Origin of the sequence: Halobacillus sp. KGW1, assembly GCF_001592845.1 — a bacterium.
Lineage (GTDB): Bacteria > Bacillota > Bacilli > Bacillales > Halobacillaceae > Halobacillus.
In genome coordinates, this window is sequence record NZ_LSOC01000005.1 from 32,215 (window position 1) to 54,507 (window position 22,293).

The following is a 22,293-nucleotide window of genomic DNA, read 5'->3' on the forward strand; positions in this document are numbered from 1 at the left end:
CATGACCATTGCGAAACGATTATACATAATGACGCTGATCCCCCTGTTCATATGCCTTATTCTGATCGGCTTCATCGTTTTCCAAATGATGAAGTTGCAGCAATCATCGAATCAGGACGTGCAGATTCTATTAGAAACGAAAGAACTGCACGGAGGACTTGTCACAGTGGAACAAGCGTTAACTACCTATGGATATAACCCATCCGCTGCTTTCCAGGAAGATGCGGAAACGCAGATCGCCCAGATGGAAGAGTCATTCAAAGAAGTAGCTCCCCTCGTCACAACAGCTGCTCAAAAACGCTGGTACGAGCAGGCAGAAGCGAAATTTGCTGATTGGAAGACCCGGGCACAAGAGGCACTGGCGGACAGCGATGTCAATGAGGTACAGCGGCAGGCTTCCAGAACGGCCGGAATAACGAATGACGTGTACATGCTGGAGCAGGAAGGGCAATCCTGGTATCAGAACCAAATAGACAGGCAGAAGGATGCTATCCGTCAGTTGATTACATTTACCATCATTGCTGCCACGGTCCTTCTCGTCCTGACCATCCTGTCTACGACCAGACTGACGAAACACATCGCCAAACCGCTTCGCGCGCTTGCCGATAAAGCAGCAAGCATTGCGGACGGTGATTTGACGACGGAGCTCGTGGTCATGGACAAAGAGAAAGATGAAATCGGGCAATTGAAACGATCGTTTCAAACGATGGTCGATCAACTCCGGGGAACCGTGTCTTCCGTTCACCAAATCAGCCGCCAAGTCGGTACATTCAGCGGGAGATTGAACGAAGAAATGCATGCCCTTACGGAAGTCTCCGACCAAGTTACTCAGTCTACGGACGAGTTGGCCGCGGGAAGCCAGTCCATATCCAATGACATGCAGGATGTCGCCTCCTTAATGGAGGAACTGCACCACAGCTTCTTGAAAAACACAGAGCTGGGATCGGCTTCGAGACAAGCAGGGAAACAGGCGCGGGCGTTTGTCGAAGAAGGAAGAGAAAGTGTCACGAGTCAACGTTCGTTAATGGAGGAAAGCAGCGCTTCCCTCTCTCGTGTCGAGAAATCGGTCACGGACTTCATCCAATACACCGACCGTATCGATACGACGATCAAAGTCGTCAATGATGTAGCCGAACAAACGAACCTTCTTGCTTTGAATGCTGCCATCGAAGCGGCCCGCGCCGGGGAACACGGGAAAGGCTTCGCTGTCGTTGCAGAAGAAGTAAGAAAACTTGCTGATCAATCGACCAATGCTACGGCAGATATATCCGACATGGTCAGCCAAATACGAAACGGTGTCCGGAGCATTGAAAAGGAGATGACCGCTGCTCTCTCCCTGGCAAAGGAACAAACCGGTGCTTCCGTCAAATCAGAGACCGCATTTGAAAGGATTACTGATCAAGTAAAAACAATAGATACCCGATTGGAAGAGCTTGTCGATGAACTCTCTCACTCTAAAGACCGCAGCGAGAACGTCCACGCTTCCATGGAGAACGTCAGCAGCGTCATCGAACAAACAGCGGCAGGTACAGAAGAAATTTCTGCATCAACCGTGGAACAGCAGTCCGCCTTTGAACACTTACGCAAGGAGGCGGCCCATTTGACCACCATGGTGACAGAGCTGAACGAACAAATCGATCACTTCCGCTGGGATAAAGAACAAGCATAAAAACAAACCGCTCCTCAATGAGGAAGCGGTTTTCTTTATCTTCTCTTCGGTCTGCCTGCCGGTCTTTCCAACGAAAGCAGGTCCTCATCGATGTTCATTACCTTCTGTTCTACCATCCGTCTGGCATCCGTGATACCTTTATTGTAAAAGATCGGACCTGCTTCCTCTGCCATCCACTGGACGAAGTGATCGGCCGCAAGCTCTCCGAGCACCTCGTTCCGCTCCATTTCAAAATGCTGCTGCACCTGATCGATCAAATATTCCCGTTCTTCTTTCGTCAACGATTTCATGCTTCATCCCTCCTCCCCCATCGTAGCATACTCTCACGCCATTCCTGTCACGCAGACGGCATCGTTCGGTTTTGCGTCACGGAGATGGATGCGAACCTGTTGAAACCCAGCCTTGACCAGCAAGGCCTGCAGCTGGCCGCCTAACAACTCTGCTGTATCATCCCCCGCTCCGTCCTCGTGCGGGCGAATGGTTAACGCGATTTTCCCGTTTCTCCGCATCAGCCCCCGCAAATAGAGGAGCGTCTCCAGCGGCTTTTCCCAATACGTACTGTTATTGACGGCGTAGACTTTATCCAGCGGCTGAGTGAAAGTGGTCACCTGAGATGCTTCTCCGTGATAGAGGCAGACATCTGCAGTACTCTCCCGTTTATGTAGATGGCGCAGTGCCGTGTATACCATCGCTTCCGATGGATCGATTCCGAACAAATGGATTCCCGGTACTTCCAATGCCTTTTTCAATGCCCCTCCCGAACCGAAGCCGATCTCCAACACCCGGTCCCCCTCTTCCAAGGTAAGAAAATGGATGGTCCATTCATTCAACGCTTCATTCTCCCGTTCCATATACTTTCCAGCGAGCTTACCAATCCATCCTTCCGGTTTTGCGAACTGTTCATACAGCATGTCGACACCTCCTAGTCCTTTCATACCCCGGGAAGCCCCTCCGCATGCAGGAAGCAGGAATAGTTTCCTTCCTGTCTTTTTGTTTGTATGATAGAAAAGAGTCCAATGGATGATAAAGATGGAATAGATAGAGGAGGAATTTCATGAACAAGTTTTTCAGTCTCATGCTTTTTCTGGCTGCCCTGGTCTTCTTATCTGCGTGCAGCCAGGAACCGAACAGCACGGATTGGTCGGACCAATCCTGGCAGGCCATCGAATCAGCTTCTGAGAATACTACCGTCCGTTTACATATGTGGGGTGGGGATGAAAGCATTAACCAATATATCGACGAATGGGCAGCTCCCCGCATGAAAGAACAGTTTGGTGTAACGTTGGAGCGCGTGCCGATGGACACACCGGAAATTCTGCAGAAGCTCCAAACCGAAAAACAAGCCGGCAAACAGGATGGATCGATCGATCTTATCTGGCTGAACGGCGAAAATTTCAAAAATGCTAAAGAAAACAAATTATTGAGCGGAACGATCACCGACGGTCTGCCCAATTTCCAGAAATATTATGATACGGACTCACCAGCCTTTCAAAAAGATTTCGGCACAGAGGTGGATGGAATGGAGGCCCCATGGGGAAAAGTTCAATTCGTCTTTTTCTATGATTCCGCCAAAATTGAAAACCCGCCGGAAACTTTTGAGGAACTGCAAACGTGGATCCACGAAAACCCAGGTAAATTTACGTACCCGCGCGCAGAAGATTTCTCCGGCAATGCCTTCCTGCGGCATATTTTGTACGCAAAGGCAGACAAGCCTTCAGACATCTATGATCAGCCTCTCGATGAAGAGAGCATCAAGCCGACAGCAGATCAGACATGGGATTATTTAAAGGATATAGAAGAAGATCTTTGGCGGTCCGGCGAACATTATCCGAATGACCTGACTGAATTGGACCGTCTATACAGCGAAGGCGAGGTATGGATGACGATGGGGTACAACGAAGCACGCGCAGAATCATTAATCGAAGACGGCGTATTTCCTGAAACAACGAAATCCTTCGTCATGGAGCCGGGGTCCATCGGAAATACCCACTTCCTGTCTGTACCGTTCAATAGTCCGAACAAACCAGGCGCTTTGACGACCATCAATTTCCTGTTGTCTCCGGAGGCACAACTGGCCAAGCTTCAGCCCGATTCCTGGGGTGACAACACACCGATCAGCCTCGACCTGCTGCCGGAAGAGCAGAAGCAACAGTTTGAAGCGGTTGATCGGGGCGATAGTGTCCTTCCTGTAGAAAAATTGGAAGAAAGCTTTCTGCCCGAATCAGCAGCTTCTTATGTCGAATGGATGACGGAAGAATGGTTTAATGAAATCGTTCAGGACTAAGAGCCTGTGGTTGCTGCTTCCATCCCTTCTTTTTCTGGTCATGCCGTTTTATGGATTGGCAAACGGCATGATCCAAAGCCTGATGGATGACGGAAGTGTGCGGCTTACGCACTATAAAGAGCTTGCAGACAACGGGAGATTCATAAGCTCCATCAGCTTCAGTGTCCAAACGGCTTTCCTTGCCACGTCCCTTTCCATGGTCATCGGGCTCGTGATGACCAAGTATTTCTATACCTATCTCAAGAAAACATCGTCACGGCTCCTCGTCTGGATACCAATGCTCTTCCCTCATTTTGTATGGGGGTATGTCGTTCTCCTGCTCTTATCGGAATCGGGTGTGGCGGCTCAAGCATTGACTTCTTTTGGCCTGTTGGCCGGCACGGAAGCTTTCCCGATTTGGACACGGGACCCGAACGGGATCGGCATCATCATTACTTATGTATGGAAAGAACTCCCGCTTGTCATTCTGCTGCTCTTCCCTGTGTATGCAGGAATAAACAGGGAGTATTATGACCTTGTCGAAACGATGGGCGGCAGCGGCTGGCAGAAGTTCAAAACAGTGGACATACCAAGCCTCACCCCCGTCTTGATCGAGACGTTCCTCATCGTCTTTGCCTTTACCTTGTCTGCATATGAAGTGCCGGCATTGCTTGGAACGACTTATCCAGAAATGGCAGCGGTATTAAGCTATGACTGGTTTTATGGAAGCTCTTGGGATGATCGTCCGCTTGCGTTTGCTGCAATGATTTCTATAAGCCTTCTCTTGCTGGCTCTGGCTGTCGTCGGTTATGCCTTTGTAAACAGAAGGAGATGGAGAAGAGCGAAAGGAGAATCTTTATGACCTTGAAGAAAACATTGTTTTACCTGGTCACAGGGGGAGTATTCGTATTTCCTCTGTTCCTTTTGCTTTTACAGAGCATCAGCGCTCCATTCCGGTTCCACACAGGAAATGGGATCACGCTTCAATGGGCGAGCTATCAGCGGCTTTGGAATGACCCTTATTTGATCGAAGCGACAGGGACATCCGTTCTAATAGCTTTCAGTGTGCTTGTCCTCAACTTCCTGATCGCCCTCCCCGCCGGAAAAGCTCTTGCGACGACAACTTTCCGCGGCAAGGCGATTCTGGAAGCATTCCTGCTTGCCCCCCTGCTTATTCCCGTTCTTGCCATTACCATGGGCCTTCACCTTTGGATGATCCGAATCGGGTTGGCAGACACAGCAGCAGGCGTCATACTTATTCACCTGATCCCGACGGTTCCCTACAGCATCAAGATTTTCCATAACACCTATAAGCAGATCGGATCTTCCATGCTGCAGCAGCCCGAAGTATTGGGAGCAGGAAAGCTCCAGCAGCTGTTTACCATTGAACTGCCCCTGATGAAGCCGGCGATCCGGAGCACGACATTCCTGACGATCGTCATCAGTCTCAGTCAGTATGCGATAACTTCGATCATTGGGGGAGGACAGGTACGGACCCTTCCGATGGTTTTCTTTCCGTTCATGGAGAATGCCGATCCGTCCCTGATGTCCGCCTTCTCCATTTGGTTCGCACTCGTACCACTAGCTATGTATGCCATAGTGGAAGGAATGATTTCCTTCCTCCCATATACTCATACACGATGGAGGAATCAACGATGACAAGCCCAGCTCTGGAAATTCAACGGATCACTAAACAGTTTAAAGGACCGGTCGTATTGAGTGAACTTTCCTTTACCATGGAAAAAGGTCAGATACTCAGTGTGGTCGGACCATCAGGAAGTGGGAAAACCACCCTCCTGCGTGTCCTTGCCGGCCTGGAAAAACCGACAAGCGGAACAATCCTGATGAACGGACAGGATATTACGAGGCAGAAAGCCAATCAACGGGATATCAGCCTCGTCTTTCAACAACCGCTCCTGTTCCCCCATATGACTGTGGAAGAAAACATTACGTACGGAGCGAAAGTATCCAAAAAATACACGCCCGAAAAGATAAAGCAGCTGCTTGCTGCCATCGGAATGACAGATTACCGAAGCCACTTCCCATCACAAATATCCGGCGGCCAGCAGCAGCGGACCGCGCTCGCCAGGGCTATGGCGACAGAACCGGAAGTTATATTGTTCGATGAACCATTCAGCAGCCTCGACCCTCATCTACGCCAGGATCTGCGCTATTGGGTGCGTGACTTTTTAGTGAAACGGAACACGACCGCTTTGTTCGTTACGCATGACCTGGAGGAAGCTATGATCATGGGGGATCGGATCGCCCTCTTTCAGGATGGAGCCTTTCAGCAGATCGGGGATGCGGATACGCTCCATGACTATCCTGCCAACATCCACGTCGCATCCTTCATGGGTGGCCACTTTATCATTGATGACCGGACCTACGTGCCTTTAAAGCATGTAAGATTTCACTCGTCGGAAAAAGAAGAGGATAGCTTGACTTTTCAGGGAAGGGTGGAACACATTACGTACAACCACGGCCATCCCATCGCTCATATCGAGCTTCCTGAGCTGGAGAAGAAGCTTGCCATCCCTCTCCAGGACCGCTCGCTTATAGAAACGGACGTACTTCTATATGTAAACAAGGCGGACGTGCGTACCTTTCAGGCGGGGATACAGTGAGCAGGAAAAGCATCGGCCGGGCTCTCGTCGTTTTAACTGTGTTCCTCTTCGCAGTCTTTATCGTGAGGAGCCAACTGAACGTATCCCCGGATCATATCCGCTCCTACATCCTATCCTTCGGTGCGTGGGGGCCGGCCCTCTTCATTTTGCTGTATGCCGCCGGTCCGATCATTGTTTTTCCGACTTCGATCCTTTCGCTCGCCGCAGCCTTCGCTTACGGATTGTGGCCCGGAATCCTTTATATCATCATCGGAGCGACAGCAGCATCGATCACCGGCTATGCGATGGGGCGTTTCTTCGGAGATTCCGTCCTGAAATTCGAAGAATCCAAATGGGCGGCAGCGGTCTATCCGAGGATGAAGCGTCAAGGTTTTCTGTATGTATTCATTCTGCGCCTTATCCCACTAGTCGGTTTCGATATTTTAAGCTACCTTGCCGGAATGACAAGAGTCCGCCTCTCTGCTTTCCTGCTCGCTACCGTCATAGGGATGCTTCCCGGTTCTTTTGCCTACAGTTTAGTAGGTACAAGTCTGGCCAGCGGGAACCGCAGCTTGATCATTGCAGCTTTCAGCGTCGTCGCCTTCGTCCTCGTTCTTACTTTCTTATTCCGCAATAAAGTGAAAGAATGGTTAAAAATACGCTAAAAAAAAGTCTTTGACGAGTCCTGTGCTGAAGGACAGACGTCAAAGACTTTTTTATTGATATTTGGCCATGAATTCTTTGTCTATTTTATGCTTCATCTTCCAAGCCTGCCGGTTATGGGCACTGAGCGGTCCATAGATAAGGAATCCCCGCTTTCCGCCTGTCGACAGAATATACATGGCATTTTTCTGAGGAGAGAAATGCTGCAGTTCTTTCCCATCCAGATAACTTCTTAGATTGTTAAACAACACCGGCCCCTGCTTTACCGCATAGACACCACTTTTCGGCAGATCGGGATGATCCATCATGGTGACACAATCGCCCGCACCGAACATGTAATCGAACCCTTCGAATTGTAAGGTCGAACGAACGTAAGCAAAACTCCGTTCATCCACTTCCACACCCGAGCGTTCAAAGACGGTATCACCGAAAGCTCCGCCCAGCCAGAGCACACCTGTGTGGCGAACCTGATTGCCGGTAGCTGTATGGACATGGGAGTCTGAAACCTCCTGTACACGTTCCTGCTCCCAGACTCGCACACCCTTTTCCCTCAACAATCCTTCCAGCTTCGTAGAGACCCACTTTGGCGCATCCGACAAAATGCGACCGGATGTAATGATACGTACCTGGCCGGGAATCCCCTGCATCTCTTTATAGGCCTGCATCGACAGAGCCAGCTCCGTCCCGGCCGCTCCCCCACCGATAATGAGCGGCATCGGTGTTTCCCGCAATTCCTTCATTTGTTCAATGAATTCGTCATTCGGCTTGACCGAGCGCGCAGGCGACTCTGCAAAATCAGGGGGGAGACTCCCAGAACCGATATCAAAGCTGACGACATCGAACGGATAAGCGGATCCATCTTCGCAAATGATTTTCTTATGACGAACGTCGATCCTCGCTGCTTTCTTTTGAATCCGGTGAACACAGGCATCTATAGTCAGCCTCCTGAGATCTACACGTGTCTCTTCCTCTTCATAGATACCCTCTGTAAAACCGGAGAACATTCCTGAGTAATATTGGTAACGGTTTGGCGAGATCAAACATACTTGTACGTTCGGAAGCGGATTCTCCTTCCACTGGCGCAACACTTCTAAATGGGCATGACCCGCACCAACCAATAACAACCGTTTGTACAAATGGCAGAACCTCCTTATAGAAAACGTCCACATGGGGACCATGTGGACGTACCGATTAAAGACTTGCTTTCAAAAACTCCAGCACTTCTTCGGGAGTCTTCGCGTTCGCACTGTGAAGATGTGCCTGTTTATTACCGTTCTTGAAAATCAAGAGACTCGGAATGCCCATGACTTCATATTTCTCCGCCATTTCCGGAAGTTCATCACGATTAACATCGTACCATTGATATCCGTTGTACTCCTCGAGAATATCTCCGATAAACATGTCCATACGGCGGCAATCCGGGCACCAGTCCGCTTGGAACTTCACAATAACCGGCTGCTCGCTTTCAATGATTTCGTTGAATGTATCAACAGTATGAATAGATTCCATATCTTCCATTCTCCTTTGTGCTTCAATCTATCTTCCATCTTAATAGAATCTGGAACTTTTGTCTTACGTTCTGCTTATTTATATTCGACTCTTCCGAGCAGCCACGCCGCTGCCAGACCTGCAAGGAACGTAACGATGCTGACGATCCACATGACACCGTTCTCCGGAACTCCCGGGAAGATGACGAAGACGGACCCGATCACCAATCCGATGATGACGGCAAACGTCCCAGCCGTATAATTCTCCAGGAAAAACTTGACGATTTTACTCATCGTTATCAGTCCGATCAGAATTCCAATACCGACCACGGCAATGATGTCGATCCGGAAATCAGAGATACCGCTGACAACCGTCGAATAGATACCGATGATCAGCAAAATGAACGATCCGCTGATGCCCGGCAGAATCATAGCACTGCTGGCAATCCAACCCGAGAAGAAGAGCAGCAGATACGTTGAAGCTGTCATGTTTTGCAGCGGCTCGGATTCTCCTGTCTGGAAAAACACCATAGAAGCGACCGCGGCTGCACCGATCAGAAGCAGCAGGTAATGCTGAGCTTTAAAGGTATGCTTCATATCCGCTTTATGCGCTAAATAAGGCAGGACTCCGATGATCAGACCAAGGAAGAAAAACTGGGTCGGACCAGGATAATGCTCAAACAACCATTCAATTACATTAGCAAGCAGGACGATCGATATACCAATACCGATTCCAAGCGGGATGAGAAAACGAAGATGCCGTTTCCATTCCCTGCTGAATATTCCATTGATCGCTTCAATCAGACGATCATAAATACCTAAAACGACCGCGATGGTTCCTCCACTGACTCCCGGAACGACATCACTCGCTCCCATCAGCAGTCCGCGGTATATGTTCTTCCATTCCCACATCATCCATAACTCCTTTGCGACATGCATAGTCACTCTCTATTCTATCAGAATTCGAATCTCCTTAATGATACAATTTCATGAAAATAATTAAAAAACAGTGAAAAAGCGGTTACGGATGAGTGGAAGACAAAAGCTGCCGGTTAAGCGGAATCCTTTTCCATTTGTTCATTATCCCTTTCTATCGCCTTCTTATCGGCACGCAGCGCCTTGTACAAGGATACGACCATGAGAATCATGACGAAGGAAAAGGGGAAAGCGGCTGAAATCAAAGCATTCTGCAGTGCCTGCAGTCCACCTGAATAAAGCAGTACCGCAGCCATGGATGATTGGATCAGTCCCCAGACGAACTTGACCATCGTTGGCGGTGTCAGTGAACCGTTCGTCGTCTGCATTCCGAGCACGAACGTAGCGGAATCTGCTGATGTAATAAAGAATGTACCGATCAGACACATCGCGATAATCGACATAATCAAACCGAGTGGATAATTGTCGAAGGAGCCGAATAATACCTGCTCTGTCGCTAATTGGGTCAGGTCTGCATCTCCACTTCTCTGCACTTGAATGGCAGAGGAACCGAATGTGGAAAACCAAAGGAATCCGATGGCTGACGGGACGAGCAGGACACCGGAAAGGAATTCCCGAATCGTCCGCCCTTTAGAAACACGGGCGATGAAGATTCCTACAAATGGAGACCAGGCAATCCACCAGGCCCAGTAGAAAACCGTCCAGTCATTGATCCAGGTTCTGCTTTCTTCACTGTTCGGCGCAAGACGGAAACTCATCCCTGGAAGGTTCTGTAAGTATGCACCGATTGTATCTGTGAACATATTCAAAATGAATAAAGTCGGTCCGACAATCAGCATCACAAGCAGGAGCAGACCTGCCAAAATCATATTCGTATTACTTAAGTACTTGATCCCTTTACTTAGCCCTGTATAAGCAGACATCATGAACAGCACCGTAACAATCAGGATAATGGTCAATTGGATTCCAAAAGAATCCTCAATGGAAGTCAGATACGTAAGGCCGCCGTTGATCTGCGCTGCCCCGAACCCAAGTGTCGTTGCCACACCTACAATCGTTGCGAATACAGCGATGACGTCCACCAGTTTCCCCCACGGCCCCTTCATTTTCTCTCCAAAAAGCGGTTCCAGGGTCGAACTGATCAAAGCGGGTGCTCCCCGGCGGAACTTAAAGTAAGCGAGCACAAGCGCGACGATGGCATAAATTCCCCAAGCATGCACACCCCAGTGAAAATAAACGAACCGCATCGCTTCGTTAAGAGCGGCATCAGAACCCGTTTCCGACAAAGGTGCGTCGGAGGCAAAAAAAGTTGTCGGCTCGGCCGCTCCCCAAAAGACGAGTCCGATCCCCATCCCTGCGCTGAAAAGCATTGCAAACCATGTGGGATAACTGTAATCCGGTTTATCTGATGGTTTTCCCAATTTGATTTTCCCGTATGGGCTGATGATCATGTACAGACAGAATAGTACGAAACCTGTGACAATCAATAAATAATACCAGCCGAAATGGACAGAAATGTAGGTTTGAATACTACCTGTGATCTCCCCTAAGTTGCCGGGTGCCACCGCCCCCCAAACGACCGACAATAGTGCGATGGCTAATGTGATCCAAAATACGGATGTAACCTTATTCATCATTCGTCTCCTTTCCGACCTGGTGAGATTCCCGGGTAAGAGGCATCCTCCGGTCATGGAAGTTCTTATAGACGAATACCCATACTTAGAAAATATAAACAGAAAAGCGGACTTTCTTCCTGAGCATAATGACCGTAACGCCCGTCACATTAAAGTTAAAGCCTTTAATAATTTTATCCCGCAGCTATATAACAAACATCAATACAGCAGCCGGATTAACCAATGATGCTGCGGGCGATGATGCATTAATCCTTGTTTCAGCCATTCTTTTTGATGCTCATTCAAGTGAGGATACAGCAACTTGAAATCTGCTTCGTTCTTTTCCGTATCAGAAAATGCTTTATACAAAAGGACAATTTCCGGATTTAAGTAAGGCAGCCCGTTCTCCGAGCGCAGATGCATGGAAGATAGATCATAATGAACAGCTGCGGAGAAACGAAACCTCTCCTTTTCCTGTTCCTGCAGCCACACATCTACTTCCTCCCCTGTAGGAGCAAGTACACGGAGACTTCCACTGGGAGATGTCCCAAGCGGGGACCAATCGCGGAAGAAGCTGCTGTCCTCAGGCTCTATTAAAGCAATATCCACATCATGATGATGACGGGTCTCTTCTCCTATATGAAGATCCACTGCCCAGCCTCCCGCCACCCACCATCTACCAGGAAAGTCCCTCATCCAGTCTCCAATATTTCTACACGGCTCAAACATGCTTTTCCCCCTCCTCTCTCTCTATGTTTACCTATCCCGGCCCATCCTAGCCCACCCTTACAAACCTATCCTTGTTTGGTAGAATGAAGAACCATAGAACGGAGGTGGAACGAAATGCTTACAGGAAAATCCTTAGAATTACGACCTGTTTCAGGGGAAGACTGCTTCGGGAGGAATAAGAAGCATCGTATGAAGAATGCTGATGTTTCCTGCAGGAAAATGTAGGGAAGGCTATATTGAATGACCTATTATCTGATTCATGAAAGGGGAGTATGATGAAAGAACAGTTAAAAAATCCAGTTTTTCTTATTTCAGCAACCGTCGTAGCCATTTTAGTCGTGATCGGGGCCGTCAATCCGACAGGGTTCGGGAACGTCGCCGGCACATTATTCGATTTCACAACCTTGAATTTCGGTTGGTTTTACCTGATTTCCGTATTCGGATTCGTCCTATTTCTTATTATTTTGAGCATAAGCAAGTACGGCAAAATCAAAATCGGTCCTCAAGACTCCAAACCGGAATTCCCATTCTTCACATGGATCGGGATGCTGTTCTCCGCAGGATTCGGGGTAGGAATCGTCTTCTACGGAGTAGCAGAACCGATGAGCCATTTCTTTGAGACCCCTTTCTCTGACCTCGAACCACAAACAGAAGAAGCAGCCAGAGTCGCTATGGGATATTCCTTCTTCCATTGGGGTGTCAGCCAATGGTCGGTGTTCGCCATCGTCGGTCTGATCATCGCCTTCCTTCAGTTCCGGAAGGATAAGAACGGCCTGATTTCTACGGCTCTCGAACCTGTACTCGGCAAATCCAAAGTGGTCAAAAACACGACAGACTCCCTGGCCGTCATCGCTACGGTAATGGGAATTGCCACCTCTCTCGGACTCGGCATCCTGCAGATGAACGGCGGGTTGAATGCCGTATTTGATGTTCCGAACAACACCACAAGCCAATTACTTATCACCGCCGTTCTGCTCATTCTATACTTAACCTCTTCAAGCACAGGATTGAATAAAGGCATCAAATGGTTGAGCAACCTGAACCTCGGTCTGTGTCTTCTTCTCCTGCTGTTTGTCTTTATTGCAGGCCCTACTGTTTTCATCCTGAACAGTTTCACATTGGGACTGGGAGACTATCTGAACAACTTTGTCAGCTACAGCTTGAGGCTTACGCCTTATCAGGGAAACAATGGATGGCTGCAGGACTGGACGATCTTTTACTGGGCTTGGGCCATTGCCTGGTCTCCATTCGTCGGAGCATTCGTTGCGAGGGTTTCCAGGGGACGAACAATCCGGGAATTCGTTTTCGGTGTGCTTGTCGTGCCGCCATTAATCGCCTGCCTATGGATCGCCACTTTCGGTGGTACGGCATTGAACAGTGACCTTAACAGTGGAACATCGATTGCATCTGCTGTTAGTAACGACATCACCGTCGCTTTATTTGAAACATATGAATACCTTCCGTTGACAGGAATCATGTCGATGCTGTCTATCTTATTAATTGCAACATTTCTTATTACATCGGCAGACTCCGCCACTTATATCCTTGCAAGTATGACGACGAACGGAAGCCTGACACCTTCTCTCCCGATTAAAATCGTCTGGGGTGTACTAATGGCGGCTATTGCGGCTGTTCTACTCGTCGCAGGAGGACTGAATGCGCTGCAGACGGCCTCTCTTGTTTCCGCCCTGCCGTTTACCATCATTCTGATCATTTTCGTTTACGCCTTTACGAAAATGATCCGTAGAGAACCTCTACCAGAAAGAAAACGGAAAAAATAAACAAGAAGACGCCTCCTTGTTAAAGGAGGCGTCTTCTTGTTAAAGGAGGCGTCTTCTTGTTTAACCCATGCCGGGATCGCCCGGATCTTTGTCAGGATGAACGGAGCCCATACCAGGGTCGCCCGGATCTTTCGCATACGTATGACCATCTGAAAACGAAGCACCTGCGGCCGAAAGCAATACAAAAAGGAACAGCAACGTCAGCATTTTTCTCATGAAAAATCTGCCTCCAATTATGATTGTATTCGTTTCAAGAATTCCAAAGGTACACGTGCAAAGAAATGGTCCCCACGTTCGGTAATAAATCGTTTATGTGCAAGATTCAACCGATCTTCATCCCGCTCGGCAAGCCCCATGTAACTCTCTTGAAAAGGAGTCAGCACAGGAAGCGTCCGCAGGAAATCCTTCGCCCGCTTCACATCCCCTTTCACAATACAAAGATGTGCATTCTCCACAGGGTCCGGTGTAGTGACTCCCTCCGTCTTATGATGGAAAGCCGAGATGAACGGAAGCGATCGGTGAAGAACGGAGTCAATGAGAGGTCTTTCGTTGATTCTCTCTGCGATTTCCAGAGCTTTACTGAGCGGCTCGATGGCAGAATTATATCCGTCAAAGAGTAGACATAAGGCCAGGTGATGATACATACGATACTTCCGCTTCGGTGAAAGTTCTGTATTGATCATCTTATAAGCGTACCGGCTGGCGAGAATAGAGTTGTCTGTCTTCCAATAATGCTGGAAAAGGAGCTCCTGGTACCTCTGATTCAAATAATAATACATGAGGGGTTCATCCACGGCTCGAAGCGCAAGCTCACAGTCATCTAAATATTTATCCAAGGCTGTGTACATCTTCAAATCATAGTAGGAATAAACGAGGGTGAAGAGGTGAAGACAATGCATGGAAGGGTTCGTAAACCGGATAGCCTTCAGTTGATGAACGCGGTCCATCGTTGATTTTCTTTGGCGGCGATCCATCAAGATACTGTAAAGAAAAGACACATCTTTCCTGATGCCCGGCTGATTCATCCAACATGTTAGATCATCGAACAAATCATTCATGTAGAGAAATTCCATCGAGGCGATCTGTTCGGATAACTGATCAGGAGTATGGGCGAAGATGAAATCCCGTGTCTGATTAAGTGCTTCTATTCTGGAATAACGTTTCAAGTTATTTAAATAGATGGTATATAACGAAGAGCTTCGGTTCATTTGCAGACTTGTAAGCGGACTCGGCTCAATCAACTTATAATTCACCATAAGCACCAAGACTCCTCTCTTATGCTTATTTACATTTTATTGAATAAAATTCCACCTGTCCAGTACAAACCAATTGGTATGCCGCTATATTACCTAAAATACACCTAAAGATAACCGCCCCTGAGAAGGTTGCTGCTTCTCGAGAGGCGGACGATCAAGTATTACTGTATCAGTTTGTGCTGCACAATTAAAAAATGATGGAGGTCAGAAACCATACATTCCAGAGTACCAGTCCATATATCAGTACCTTCTCCGTACTGGAACCCGTCTTAAATGTAAATAAAAACTGTACGTACTTTTTAGATATAGGATACCCAAGAGGGATACCCTGTTTTGTTATGTAGTCCCCGAAAAGGTGGGATACAACACCGATCATCAAACCTCCCAGGTAAAACCATGGGATATTCAACGTTTGTTCCAATATGTAACCATATAATGCCAGCAGACTCACGAACAGGATCGAGTGGGTCATTTTCCTATGACCGCGGATCATAATTAGAATGGGCAGCAGAAGCATGACGAAGATCTTCAGCTCATCCCTGTATGTATCCAAGTACTGAGGTGCAAATAAGTAGCAGAGGAAAGCGAGGGTAAACACCGTCATCAATCCTCTCCAGAACTTACTGCCAAGCGTGGATGTCGGTGTATCGATATCTGGTAATAAGGAACCGAATAAAACAAAGACAAAATATAAGATCGTTTGAAATGGTCGCTCGGAAACCAATTCAAAGGAAGGAAGCAGCGTCAAGGCACCCACCCCGAAAGTGAATCCGACGACCTGGTGTCCACGTGCCATCATGATGTTTCGAACCTCTCTCTGTTTAAAAAATAAACCCACATCCAGCTGGATAGTGGGAAGTCAACACTCTTTTTCCGGTAGACCGCTTAATTGAAACTTCGGTCCTTCCATCGTCTGTTTGCCTTCAATCGTTAACGTTTCCGTCAGATGCATGATCCGCCCGTCGATTGCAACGGGGATATCGTTGATCTGATGCAGTTCGTCATCTGCCTGAGGTTCCCCGATCGTCATTCCGATATCAGGTTCCCCGCAGCCGTACCCGGCAAAAAACAGGCGGAGACAACCGGCTTCTTCGTCTTCTAAGATCTGATGCAGTAAGTCTCTTGCTTGATCGGTTATCTTCATGACCTTCATCCCTCCGCCTCTAAAATACCACACTTTTCCGAATCGATAAAATAACAGGATTGCAAACAAAGAAGCACCCGGAAAACGGGTGCTTCTAAAGGTATGACTTATACAGCTCTTGGCTTAAGTTCTACTTCGATGTTACCACGAGTCGCTTTGGAGTATGGGCAGAATTCGTGGGCAGCTTTCGCAAGCTCCTCAGCTTCTTCCTGCGTCACTCCCTTAATATCAACATTAAGTACAACGCCGATTTTGAAGCCGTTGTCCGACTCATCTTTCAACAGACTTACGTCAGCAGTGACCTCTGAATCGATGTCTTTCTTCTGCTTGCTTGCCATTAGGTTCAATGCACCGTCATAGCATGCAGAATATCCGGCAGCAAACAGCTGCTCAGGGTTGGAACCTTTTTCATTTCCTTCACCCGGCTGGACCAGGTTCAAATCGATCAAACCATCATCAGAAATGACATGGCCGTTACGTCCACCTTTAGCTGTTGCGTGTGCTGTAAACATTGCTTTACTCAAAATCACCACTCCTCGACTGATTATTTAAAATCATTCACAATAAACTCATACCTCATAATTCCCTACATTAAACCTTCCTAATCCTCCTATACCTCATATTCTTCCTTCAGCGAATCCGGAGCCATCCTCACCATAAGCTGTAGAACGAACGTCAGGACAGCGAGATCATCGATAAAACCGATGACCAAAAGGAAATCAGGTATTAAATCCCACGGAAAAGCGACATAGCCGAGCAAAAACAGCAAAGAAAGCCATTTTTTCCAGGGGGTCACTTCTGCCGATCGAAAGAAACGGATGAGGAAAGGTATCGATTTTCTTATATGTAGAAGGAACTTGATCCGTCTGAGCATTTTGATCATGATCTTCACTCCTCTACCTCATTATAACGGCACCTAAGCCGCTGTACCAGCGTCCGCTTACGATTGCTTTAACTTACGTGATACTTTACCATGAAATGGACGGGACCGGCACTTCTCTTATTCGATATAGTCGGTCCATCGACCGTTTCTACACAGGCATACATATCAGCACTTGTTATAAAGCCCACTTCATTCATTTTTGCATACGCTATGTTAGGTTCTAGAAAATAAAGGAGAGAACGTTGATGAGGATCTTATTGTTGAATGGAACAATCGTCGGTAAGAAAACGAGAACATTGTTAAATGAAATAGAAGGATATATACAAAACCTTCCGGACACCCACGACACCCAGATCGTCGATTTGGAGAATTATGACCTGCAATTCGTCGATGGGAGGCCTGCGGACGAATATAATGAAGATATGCAGGCGCTTATTCAGGCCGTAGAAAGTGCAGATGCCTATGTAATCGCCACACCCATCTTCCAAGGATCCATTCCTGGAACGTTAAAGAATGTTTTCGATGCAGTATCCCCGCTGGCCATGCGTTATAAGCCCGTTTCGATCGTAGCAAACGGCGGTACACTGCAGCACCATCTCGTCATCGAGAATCAATTGAAACCGATCTTGAATTACTTCCGCTGTATGGTGACACCGAACTATGTCTACACCCACACGAACCACTTCTCCACCCAGGGAGAACTGATCGATGAGGATGTGCGCAACCGTTTAAAGGAAATGACCGTCGTATTTAATAAATACATGCAGATGAGCCGGCATTTAGAGCCGGATAAATAAAAAACCTGACCGTCCCACATAGGGATCCGGTCAGGTTTTTTCATGTTTTGGCGAGGACTTTGCCGACATAATTCTGTGTCTCCCGGAAAGGTGGAATACCGTTGTACTTGTCCACGTTTCCCGGACCCGCATTGTAAGCTGCCAGCGCAAGCTTCTTATTTCCATCATAGCGGTCCAGCATCTGCTTTAAATATTTCGTTCCACCCATTAAATTATCCTCTGCGTCGAATGGATTCTTGACTCCCAGTGCTCTAGCTGTCGCAGGCATGAGCTGCATGAGTCCCTGCGCACCAGCGTGGCTTGTTGCATCTGCTTTAAAGTTCGACTCTGTATGGACCACCGCACGGACAAGGCGTTCATCTACACCAAATCGTTCGGCAGCTTTCGTAATCAACTGATCGATGGAACTCGGTGCCGTGCTTTCCTGCACTGCCTCTTTCTCTACCGGTTCCGGCTGTGGAGAAGGAAGAGAAGAGAAGGACAGCGGGACAGTGTTGTACGCATTGGAACCAACGGATAACATCGGAGCCTCTCCGCCTTCATCATCCTGACTGCCGAACGGAGAAGACATAGCCGCTTGGAGCAGGCTTTGGAACGTCGGCCCCTGCATCAAGCCGGACGTTTGATTTATACCGCCGCTCATCATTGACATTGCCTGCAGCTGAATCAAGTACTGATAATTACGGATATCCACCTTTTCATTCCTCCAACCTTTTATTATCTATTATTTTACATCAATCCCAATGAGTCGACAATCTGCCATTTGATTGTAGTGAAAAAAGTCGAAAAAACACACACTTTTCCAGAACAAGTAAAAACTTGTGAAAATACTTCGACAAAAGCCCAAACCATTAGCACCTTCCATCTTTACTTTTCCCAAAGCGGATGACAGTCGGAAAATGTTACAATATAGTTAACAAAAGAGATCCTCGTTATTCACCGTGCCGGGCGTGTTCTGGTTGTCCACGTTCTGCACATTTGTCTGATGAAGGACCGAATCCTTCATCATCGGTATAGGTACTCTCTTTTGTCTCTTACGTCGAATCACCCTACTATTTTTCCCCGCCAGGAAAAATAGCCTGTAGATTTCATGGTCTGCTTCCCTCAATGAAAAGTACGTGCCATCCCCCTTTCCACTATGGAAAGGGGTTTTTCTTTATGCCGGTGGACAAGCTGTCGAATTTTATGGAGAAAAGATAAATAATGGTTCTCCCTCCTGCATATATTGGTGAGGAGAGGAGGTGAAAGACATGGTGGATTTGAAAGCTGATGGTCGTGTATTCCTTTATTTATCTGTACTGATCGCCGGGTATGCTTTGTTCAGCATCGGTGACACAGCCGGTAATTTCTTCGATCAATTCCTTTACTATGCCGGGTACATTGCAATGATTCTATTTTCTTTCGCACTTATTATCCTTGGCTTATCAAGACTGTTCCGACAGTTTAGGTAATTGACAGAAGAAGCATCCGTTCTCGTCCTCCTGTGAAGTCAATGTCCGCTTCCATTCAAAAAGACTGCCGAGCACTTCCTCGACAGTCTTTTTTTTAGTCTATGGTCTGAAATTAACCCTGTCCTTTTTATTCCGAAGGTGGATTTTTAAAGAAAGGTATAAAAAAATAAAAGACGTCCTCCACGTGGGGGACGTCTTTTTATTTACGCTTTTACCTTTTTCAGCTTTTGCAGCACTTCTGAAGGCTCTGCACGGTCCTTATAGTCAGATTTAGTATATTCATAAACGATCGAACCATCTGTATCAATGATGTAAGTCGCGGAAACTGGAAGCGTCCAGGAATCGTCTCCGTTATGTTTGTCCACGTTCAACCCTTTGTCCTTATATACTTCAACGAGATAGTCCGGAAGCTTGTAAACGAGGTTGAACTGCCGGGCTGATTTGTTTCCAACATCACTCAATACATGGTACTGCAGGTCATTTTTCTCCTGGGTCGTCATGGACTGGTCCGGAGTCTGCGGGCTGATGGCAATTAGTTGAGCCCCTTCCTTATGGATGTCATCCAGGATCTCCTGATACGCACGCAACTCCATGTTGCAGTAAGGACACCACCCGCCACGATAGAAGGTCACGATGACAGGACCAAACTTAAGCTGTTCGGAAAGCTGAACCTGACCGCCTTTAGCATCTGGAAGGGTGAAGTCCGGTGCTTTTTCTCCTTTGGAAAGACCGTTGCCTTCTTCAGAGGCTTCCAATTCATCGATGGCGTTACTCATCTTGTCCTGAATTTCCTTAGAAGTATTTTGTTTAAAATTCTTGATATATTGCTCAAACTGGCTGCGCATATCAGTTGTCATTCGAAAAACTCCTTTTGGATCATTTTCGATTTTCATTTTACTTGGAATCTTTCTCAACATAAAATGATACGTCTTCATACAATCAGCAAAAAAGGCCATATCCTATCCACATCCATAGCAGCAGTCATCGATGTGCCTGGGATGGCTTCTCTCCTAACAAGAGGATGCGGGCAGGCTTCAACAAACCGAACGAGACGTATACGCACGGTCTCCCGAGCCTCCGCCCGGCAGTCGTTTTCTTCCTTACTTTATTCCTTCGGCTTAAAAAGGGAACGCATCCACCCTTTCCAACCTCGCTGGACACTTTTTTCTTCCACGCCAGTTACGGAAGGATTAACCGTTACATCCTCCAATTCCACAGGATAATCAACGGTCAGGACAAGTCCTGTATCCGTATCCGCTTCCTGGTTGGAAACCATGGTATGATGGATGCTCTCCTCTTCAGCAATATCCATGTATGGACTGAGAAAGCGATAACTCACTTCCCCGTTCAACAACAGAGTCGCATCCTTATATTGCTTCATCCGGGATGAAAGCTCCTTCTTTGCCGTTCCCTGCATAACCTGTCCTTTCGTAAGAACAAGAATCACTCGTTCACGGATGGTTCCTAAGTACTGCTTCCGTTCGGAAGGTTTGGTTTCCGGCGTCCCGTATATCCCTTCCTGCAAATAATCATCGACGTTACGTTTCTTCATACGTGCACCTCATTCTCCTGCTGTATCTGTCGCCGTCCTGTTCCATCAAGGAACAAGGACGTCAATGTGGGAAGGAAGAATCGCCAGTTCCACCGGCAGACCCGCCCCCTCTTCTCCGTCTACGTTTGTGACAAGCTCCGCCTCGGAAGTCAGCCTTACTTTTTCTGCTGTAAAGTAATGGACACCTTCCACACTCTTCAAGTTGCCCCTCATGATTGCCGTTAGTATCGAACCTAGACGAATCATGCTCACTTTCGGAACGACATAACAATGAATGACACCGTCATTCACTTCCGCCTCCGGTGCCATCTTCTCGAATCCGCCTGTCGAGTTGGTCAATGCAGCGAGAAAAAGAAGTGCCTCCCCTTCCCAGGCCTTATTGTCGTAATCGATTCTGAGCGGGTAGCTTGAGTTGGCGGTGAGGGTTTTCACACCCTCGACAATATAGGCGAAAGGACCGAATTTTGTCTTCAAATCAGGGGAGACGTCATAGACGGCTTCTGCAATGGCTCCCGCCGCGACAATGTTGACGAAGTAGTCCTCATTGAACTTCCCGATATCGACCTGTTTGGTTCGATCAGAACGGAGCACTTCAATCGCTTCCTCGATATGAAGAGGTATATCAAGCGCTCTGGCGAAATCATTCACCGTCCCGAGTGGTATGATGCCAAGCAAAGGCCGATGATCTTGGTCAACCATTCCATTGATGGTTTCATGCAGGGTACCATCTCCTCCCATCGAAACGACCAGACGGAATTCGTCTTTACAAGCGTCCTGACAATACTTGGTGGCATCCAATTCTTTCTCTGTCTGCACAACCTTCGTTTGATATCCTTTCTCTTCCAAAATCTCCTCGATCCGTTTCACATGATCCAACGCTTCTTCTTTCCCAGATGAAGGGTTCACTATAATCATCGCTTTATCCATACCTGTCTTCCTCCTCCGCTTGCCTCTGCTCTCTTCTTTCCTTTTCACAGAGGAGAAGAAACGCATTCTAACGTGAATTTTTCTGGAACGAATAAGTTGTCTGCACCGGGCAAAAACCGACGGCCCTTAGAAACCCGTCCAGGCTGCGTTGCAGATCGAATGGTGGCGACACCCGCACATCGCTGACATTTTGCTCGTCCATCCAAGCCAATACTGCCCGGCAGAGGTGGGAACCGATCCCTTCCCGCCGATAAAATTCGTCCACATATATTTCTTGAATTGTACCTTGATTATTGTCATCCATTCTTCCAAGCGCATACCCTGTCATCCGTCCCTGAACTTCAGCGACGTACAGTTTCTGTTTCGGATCTTCAGAGAGGAAAACGTCGGCAGCCCAGAATTTCCTTTCTCTAAGCTGCTCCGCTCTCGCTTCCTTGGTTGTCTCCCTCTCTTTCATCACATGAAGAAAATCGATGCTGTATCTTGTAAAATGCATCAAGTCGCGCTCCAAAGGCTCACGGACTTCCATGTATTGCTTC

At 47.7% G+C, this 22,293-nt stretch carries 27 protein-coding genes; 9 read left to right on the forward strand and 18 right to left on the reverse strand.

The window, feature by feature from the left end:
• Position 1: 1 nt before the first annotated feature.
• Positions 2-1,669 carry a methyl-accepting chemotaxis protein gene (locus tag AXG56_RS17625; protein WP_026576989.1) on the forward strand — a complete coding sequence of 556 codons (1,668 nt, stop codon included), beginning with the start codon at positions 2-4 and terminating at the stop codon, positions 1,667-1,669.
• A gap of 35 nt (positions 1,670-1,704) precedes the next feature.
• Here AXG56_RS17625 and AXG56_RS17630 read toward each other — a convergent pair whose 3' ends face one another.
• A complete protein-coding gene (locus AXG56_RS17630; RefSeq protein WP_008633007.1) occupies positions 1,705-1,959 on the reverse strand; it encodes a DUF2164 domain-containing protein in 255 nt (84 codons plus the stop codon).
• 33 nt (positions 1,960-1,992) lie between these two features.
• Positions 1,993-2,604, reverse strand: coding sequence for a trans-aconitate 2-methyltransferase (locus AXG56_RS17635; RefSeq protein ID WP_235601527.1), 612 nt, complete (start codon positions 2,602-2,604; stop codon positions 1,993-1,995).
• A gap of 119 nt (positions 2,605-2,723) precedes the next feature.
• Here AXG56_RS17635 and AXG56_RS17640 point away from each other — a divergent pair, with 119 nt between their 5' ends.
• The 5 genes from AXG56_RS17640 to AXG56_RS17660 are packed head-to-tail and all read left to right on the forward strand — an operon-like array spanning position 2,724 to position 7,200.
• Positions 2,724-3,953 carry an ABC transporter substrate-binding protein gene (locus AXG56_RS17640; protein WP_062515723.1) on the forward strand — a complete coding sequence of 410 codons (1,230 nt, stop codon included), beginning with the start codon at positions 2,724-2,726 and terminating at the stop codon, positions 3,951-3,953.
• The gene (locus tag AXG56_RS17645) at positions 3,934-4,794 is read left to right on the forward strand and encodes an ABC transporter permease (protein ID WP_062515724.1); all 861 of its coding nucleotides are present in this window, start codon (positions 3,934-3,936) and stop codon (positions 4,792-4,794) included. Before AXG56_RS17640 ends, AXG56_RS17645 begins: the two co-directional genes overlap by 20 nt.
• On the forward strand, positions 4,791-5,591 hold the full coding sequence (locus AXG56_RS17650) for an ABC transporter permease (RefSeq protein WP_062515725.1): 801 nt from the start codon (positions 4,791-4,793) through the stop codon (positions 5,589-5,591). Before AXG56_RS17645 ends, AXG56_RS17650 begins: the two co-directional genes overlap by 4 nt.
• Positions 5,588-6,556, forward strand: a complete 969-nt coding sequence (locus AXG56_RS17655) for an ABC transporter ATP-binding protein (protein WP_062515726.1) — start codon at positions 5,588-5,590, stop codon at positions 6,554-6,556. The genes AXG56_RS17650 and AXG56_RS17655 overlap by 4 nt, the downstream gene beginning before the upstream one ends.
• Complete coding sequence (locus AXG56_RS17660) at positions 6,553-7,200, forward strand: TVP38/TMEM64 family protein (RefSeq protein ID WP_062515727.1); 648 nt, start codon at positions 6,553-6,555, stop codon at positions 7,198-7,200. The genes AXG56_RS17655 and AXG56_RS17660 overlap by 4 nt, the downstream gene beginning before the upstream one ends.
• 51 nt (positions 7,201-7,251) lie before the next feature.
• Here AXG56_RS17660 and AXG56_RS17665 read toward each other — a convergent pair whose 3' ends face one another.
• The 5 genes from AXG56_RS17665 to AXG56_RS17685 all read right to left on the reverse strand — a co-directional run bounded on the left by AXG56_RS17665 (position 7,252) and on the right by AXG56_RS17685 (position 11,963).
• On the reverse strand, positions 7,252-8,334 hold the full coding sequence (locus AXG56_RS17665) for an FAD-dependent oxidoreductase (RefSeq protein ID WP_008633018.1): 1,083 nt from the start codon (positions 8,332-8,334) through the stop codon (positions 7,252-7,254).
• A gap of 55 nt (positions 8,335-8,389) precedes the next feature.
• On the reverse strand, positions 8,390-8,707 hold the full coding sequence (locus AXG56_RS17670) for a thioredoxin family protein (protein WP_008633019.1): 318 nt from the start codon (positions 8,705-8,707) through the stop codon (positions 8,390-8,392).
• Between the two features lie 74 nt (positions 8,708-8,781).
• Positions 8,782-9,597, reverse strand: a complete 816-nt coding sequence (locus AXG56_RS17675; protein ID WP_062515728.1) for a DUF368 domain-containing protein — start codon at positions 9,595-9,597, stop codon at positions 8,782-8,784.
• A gap of 140 nt (positions 9,598-9,737) precedes the next feature.
• Positions 9,738-11,255: a BCCT family transporter gene (locus tag AXG56_RS17680; RefSeq protein WP_008633021.1), complete on the reverse strand. Its 1,518-nt coding sequence runs from the start codon at positions 11,253-11,255 to the stop codon at positions 9,738-9,740.
• 198 nt (positions 11,256-11,453) lie between these two features.
• On the reverse strand, positions 11,454-11,963 hold the full coding sequence (locus AXG56_RS17685) for a nucleotidyltransferase domain-containing protein (RefSeq protein WP_062515729.1): 510 nt from the start codon (positions 11,961-11,963) through the stop codon (positions 11,454-11,456).
• Between the two features lie 272 nt (positions 11,964-12,235).
• On the opposite strand from AXG56_RS17685, the gene AXG56_RS17690 reads away from it, so the two are divergent.
• Positions 12,236-13,744, forward strand: coding sequence for a BCCT family transporter (locus AXG56_RS17690; protein WP_026576997.1), 1,509 nt, complete (start codon positions 12,236-12,238; stop codon positions 13,742-13,744).
• Between the two features lie 60 nt (positions 13,745-13,804).
• On the opposite strand, the gene AXG56_RS19575 is transcribed toward AXG56_RS17690, so the two are convergent.
• The 6 genes from AXG56_RS19575 to AXG56_RS17715 all read right to left on the reverse strand — a co-directional run bounded on the left by AXG56_RS19575 (position 13,805) and on the right by AXG56_RS17715 (position 17,027).
• A complete protein-coding gene (locus AXG56_RS19575; RefSeq protein ID WP_161484934.1) occupies positions 13,805-13,960 on the reverse strand; it encodes a hypothetical protein in 156 nt (51 codons plus the stop codon).
• Positions 13,961-13,977: 17 nt separating this feature from the next.
• Positions 13,978-15,000: an AimR family lysis-lysogeny pheromone receptor gene (locus tag AXG56_RS17695; protein ID WP_062515730.1), complete on the reverse strand. Its 1,023-nt coding sequence runs from the start codon at positions 14,998-15,000 to the stop codon at positions 13,978-13,980.
• Between the two features lie 187 nt (positions 15,001-15,187).
• Positions 15,188-15,799 carry a metal-dependent hydrolase gene (locus AXG56_RS17700; protein WP_008633029.1) on the reverse strand — a complete coding sequence of 204 codons (612 nt, stop codon included), beginning with the start codon at positions 15,797-15,799 and terminating at the stop codon, positions 15,188-15,190.
• A 60-nt stretch (positions 15,800-15,859) separates the two neighbouring features.
• Complete coding sequence (locus AXG56_RS17705; protein WP_026576999.1) at positions 15,860-16,144, reverse strand: hypothetical protein; 285 nt, start codon at positions 16,142-16,144, stop codon at positions 15,860-15,862.
• Positions 16,145-16,251: 107 nt separating this feature from the next.
• Positions 16,252-16,668, reverse strand: coding sequence for an organic hydroperoxide resistance protein (locus AXG56_RS17710; RefSeq protein ID WP_008633032.1), 417 nt, complete (start codon positions 16,666-16,668; stop codon positions 16,252-16,254).
• Between the two features lie 86 nt (positions 16,669-16,754).
• Positions 16,755-17,027, reverse strand: a complete 273-nt coding sequence (locus AXG56_RS17715; protein ID WP_008633033.1) for a YkvA family protein — start codon at positions 17,025-17,027, stop codon at positions 16,755-16,757.
• A gap of 245 nt (positions 17,028-17,272) precedes the next feature.
• On the opposite strand from AXG56_RS17715, the gene AXG56_RS17720 reads away from it, so the two are divergent.
• Positions 17,273-17,824 (forward strand): NADPH-dependent FMN reductase, encoded by a 552-nt coding sequence (locus AXG56_RS17720; protein WP_026577000.1) that lies wholly within the window; start codon positions 17,273-17,275, stop codon positions 17,822-17,824.
• A 40-nt stretch (positions 17,825-17,864) separates the two neighbouring features.
• On the opposite strand, the gene AXG56_RS17725 is transcribed toward AXG56_RS17720, so the two are convergent.
• Complete coding sequence (locus tag AXG56_RS17725) at positions 17,865-18,518, reverse strand: lytic transglycosylase domain-containing protein (RefSeq protein ID WP_062515731.1); 654 nt, start codon at positions 18,516-18,518, stop codon at positions 17,865-17,867.
• Positions 18,519-19,074: 556 nt separating this feature from the next.
• Between AXG56_RS17725 and AXG56_RS17735 the strand changes: the two genes are divergently transcribed.
• Positions 19,075-19,275 carry a hypothetical protein gene (locus AXG56_RS17735; protein WP_008633040.1) on the forward strand — a complete coding sequence of 67 codons (201 nt, stop codon included), beginning with the start codon at positions 19,075-19,077 and terminating at the stop codon, positions 19,273-19,275.
• 203 nt (positions 19,276-19,478) lie between these two features.
• Here the strand turns inward: AXG56_RS17735 and AXG56_RS17740 are convergent, their stop codons facing one another.
• From AXG56_RS17740 to AXG56_RS17755, 4 genes are all read right to left on the reverse strand, one after another.
• Entirely contained in the window at positions 19,479-20,132 is a 654-nt protein-coding gene (locus AXG56_RS17740; protein WP_062515732.1) for a peroxiredoxin-like family protein, read from the reverse strand.
• Positions 20,133-20,380: 248 nt separating this feature from the next.
• Positions 20,381-20,827, reverse strand: coding sequence for a YueI family protein (locus AXG56_RS17745; RefSeq protein WP_008633043.1), 447 nt, complete (start codon positions 20,825-20,827; stop codon positions 20,381-20,383).
• A gap of 45 nt (positions 20,828-20,872) precedes the next feature.
• Complete coding sequence (locus tag AXG56_RS17750) at positions 20,873-21,754, reverse strand: diacylglycerol kinase family protein (RefSeq protein ID WP_008633046.1); 882 nt, start codon at positions 21,752-21,754, stop codon at positions 20,873-20,875.
• 67 nt (positions 21,755-21,821) lie between these two features.
• On the reverse strand, positions 21,822-22,283 hold the full coding sequence (locus AXG56_RS17755) for a GNAT family N-acetyltransferase (protein WP_026577002.1): 462 nt from the start codon (positions 22,281-22,283) through the stop codon (positions 21,822-21,824).
• Between the last annotated feature and the right edge of the window lie 10 nt (positions 22,284-22,293).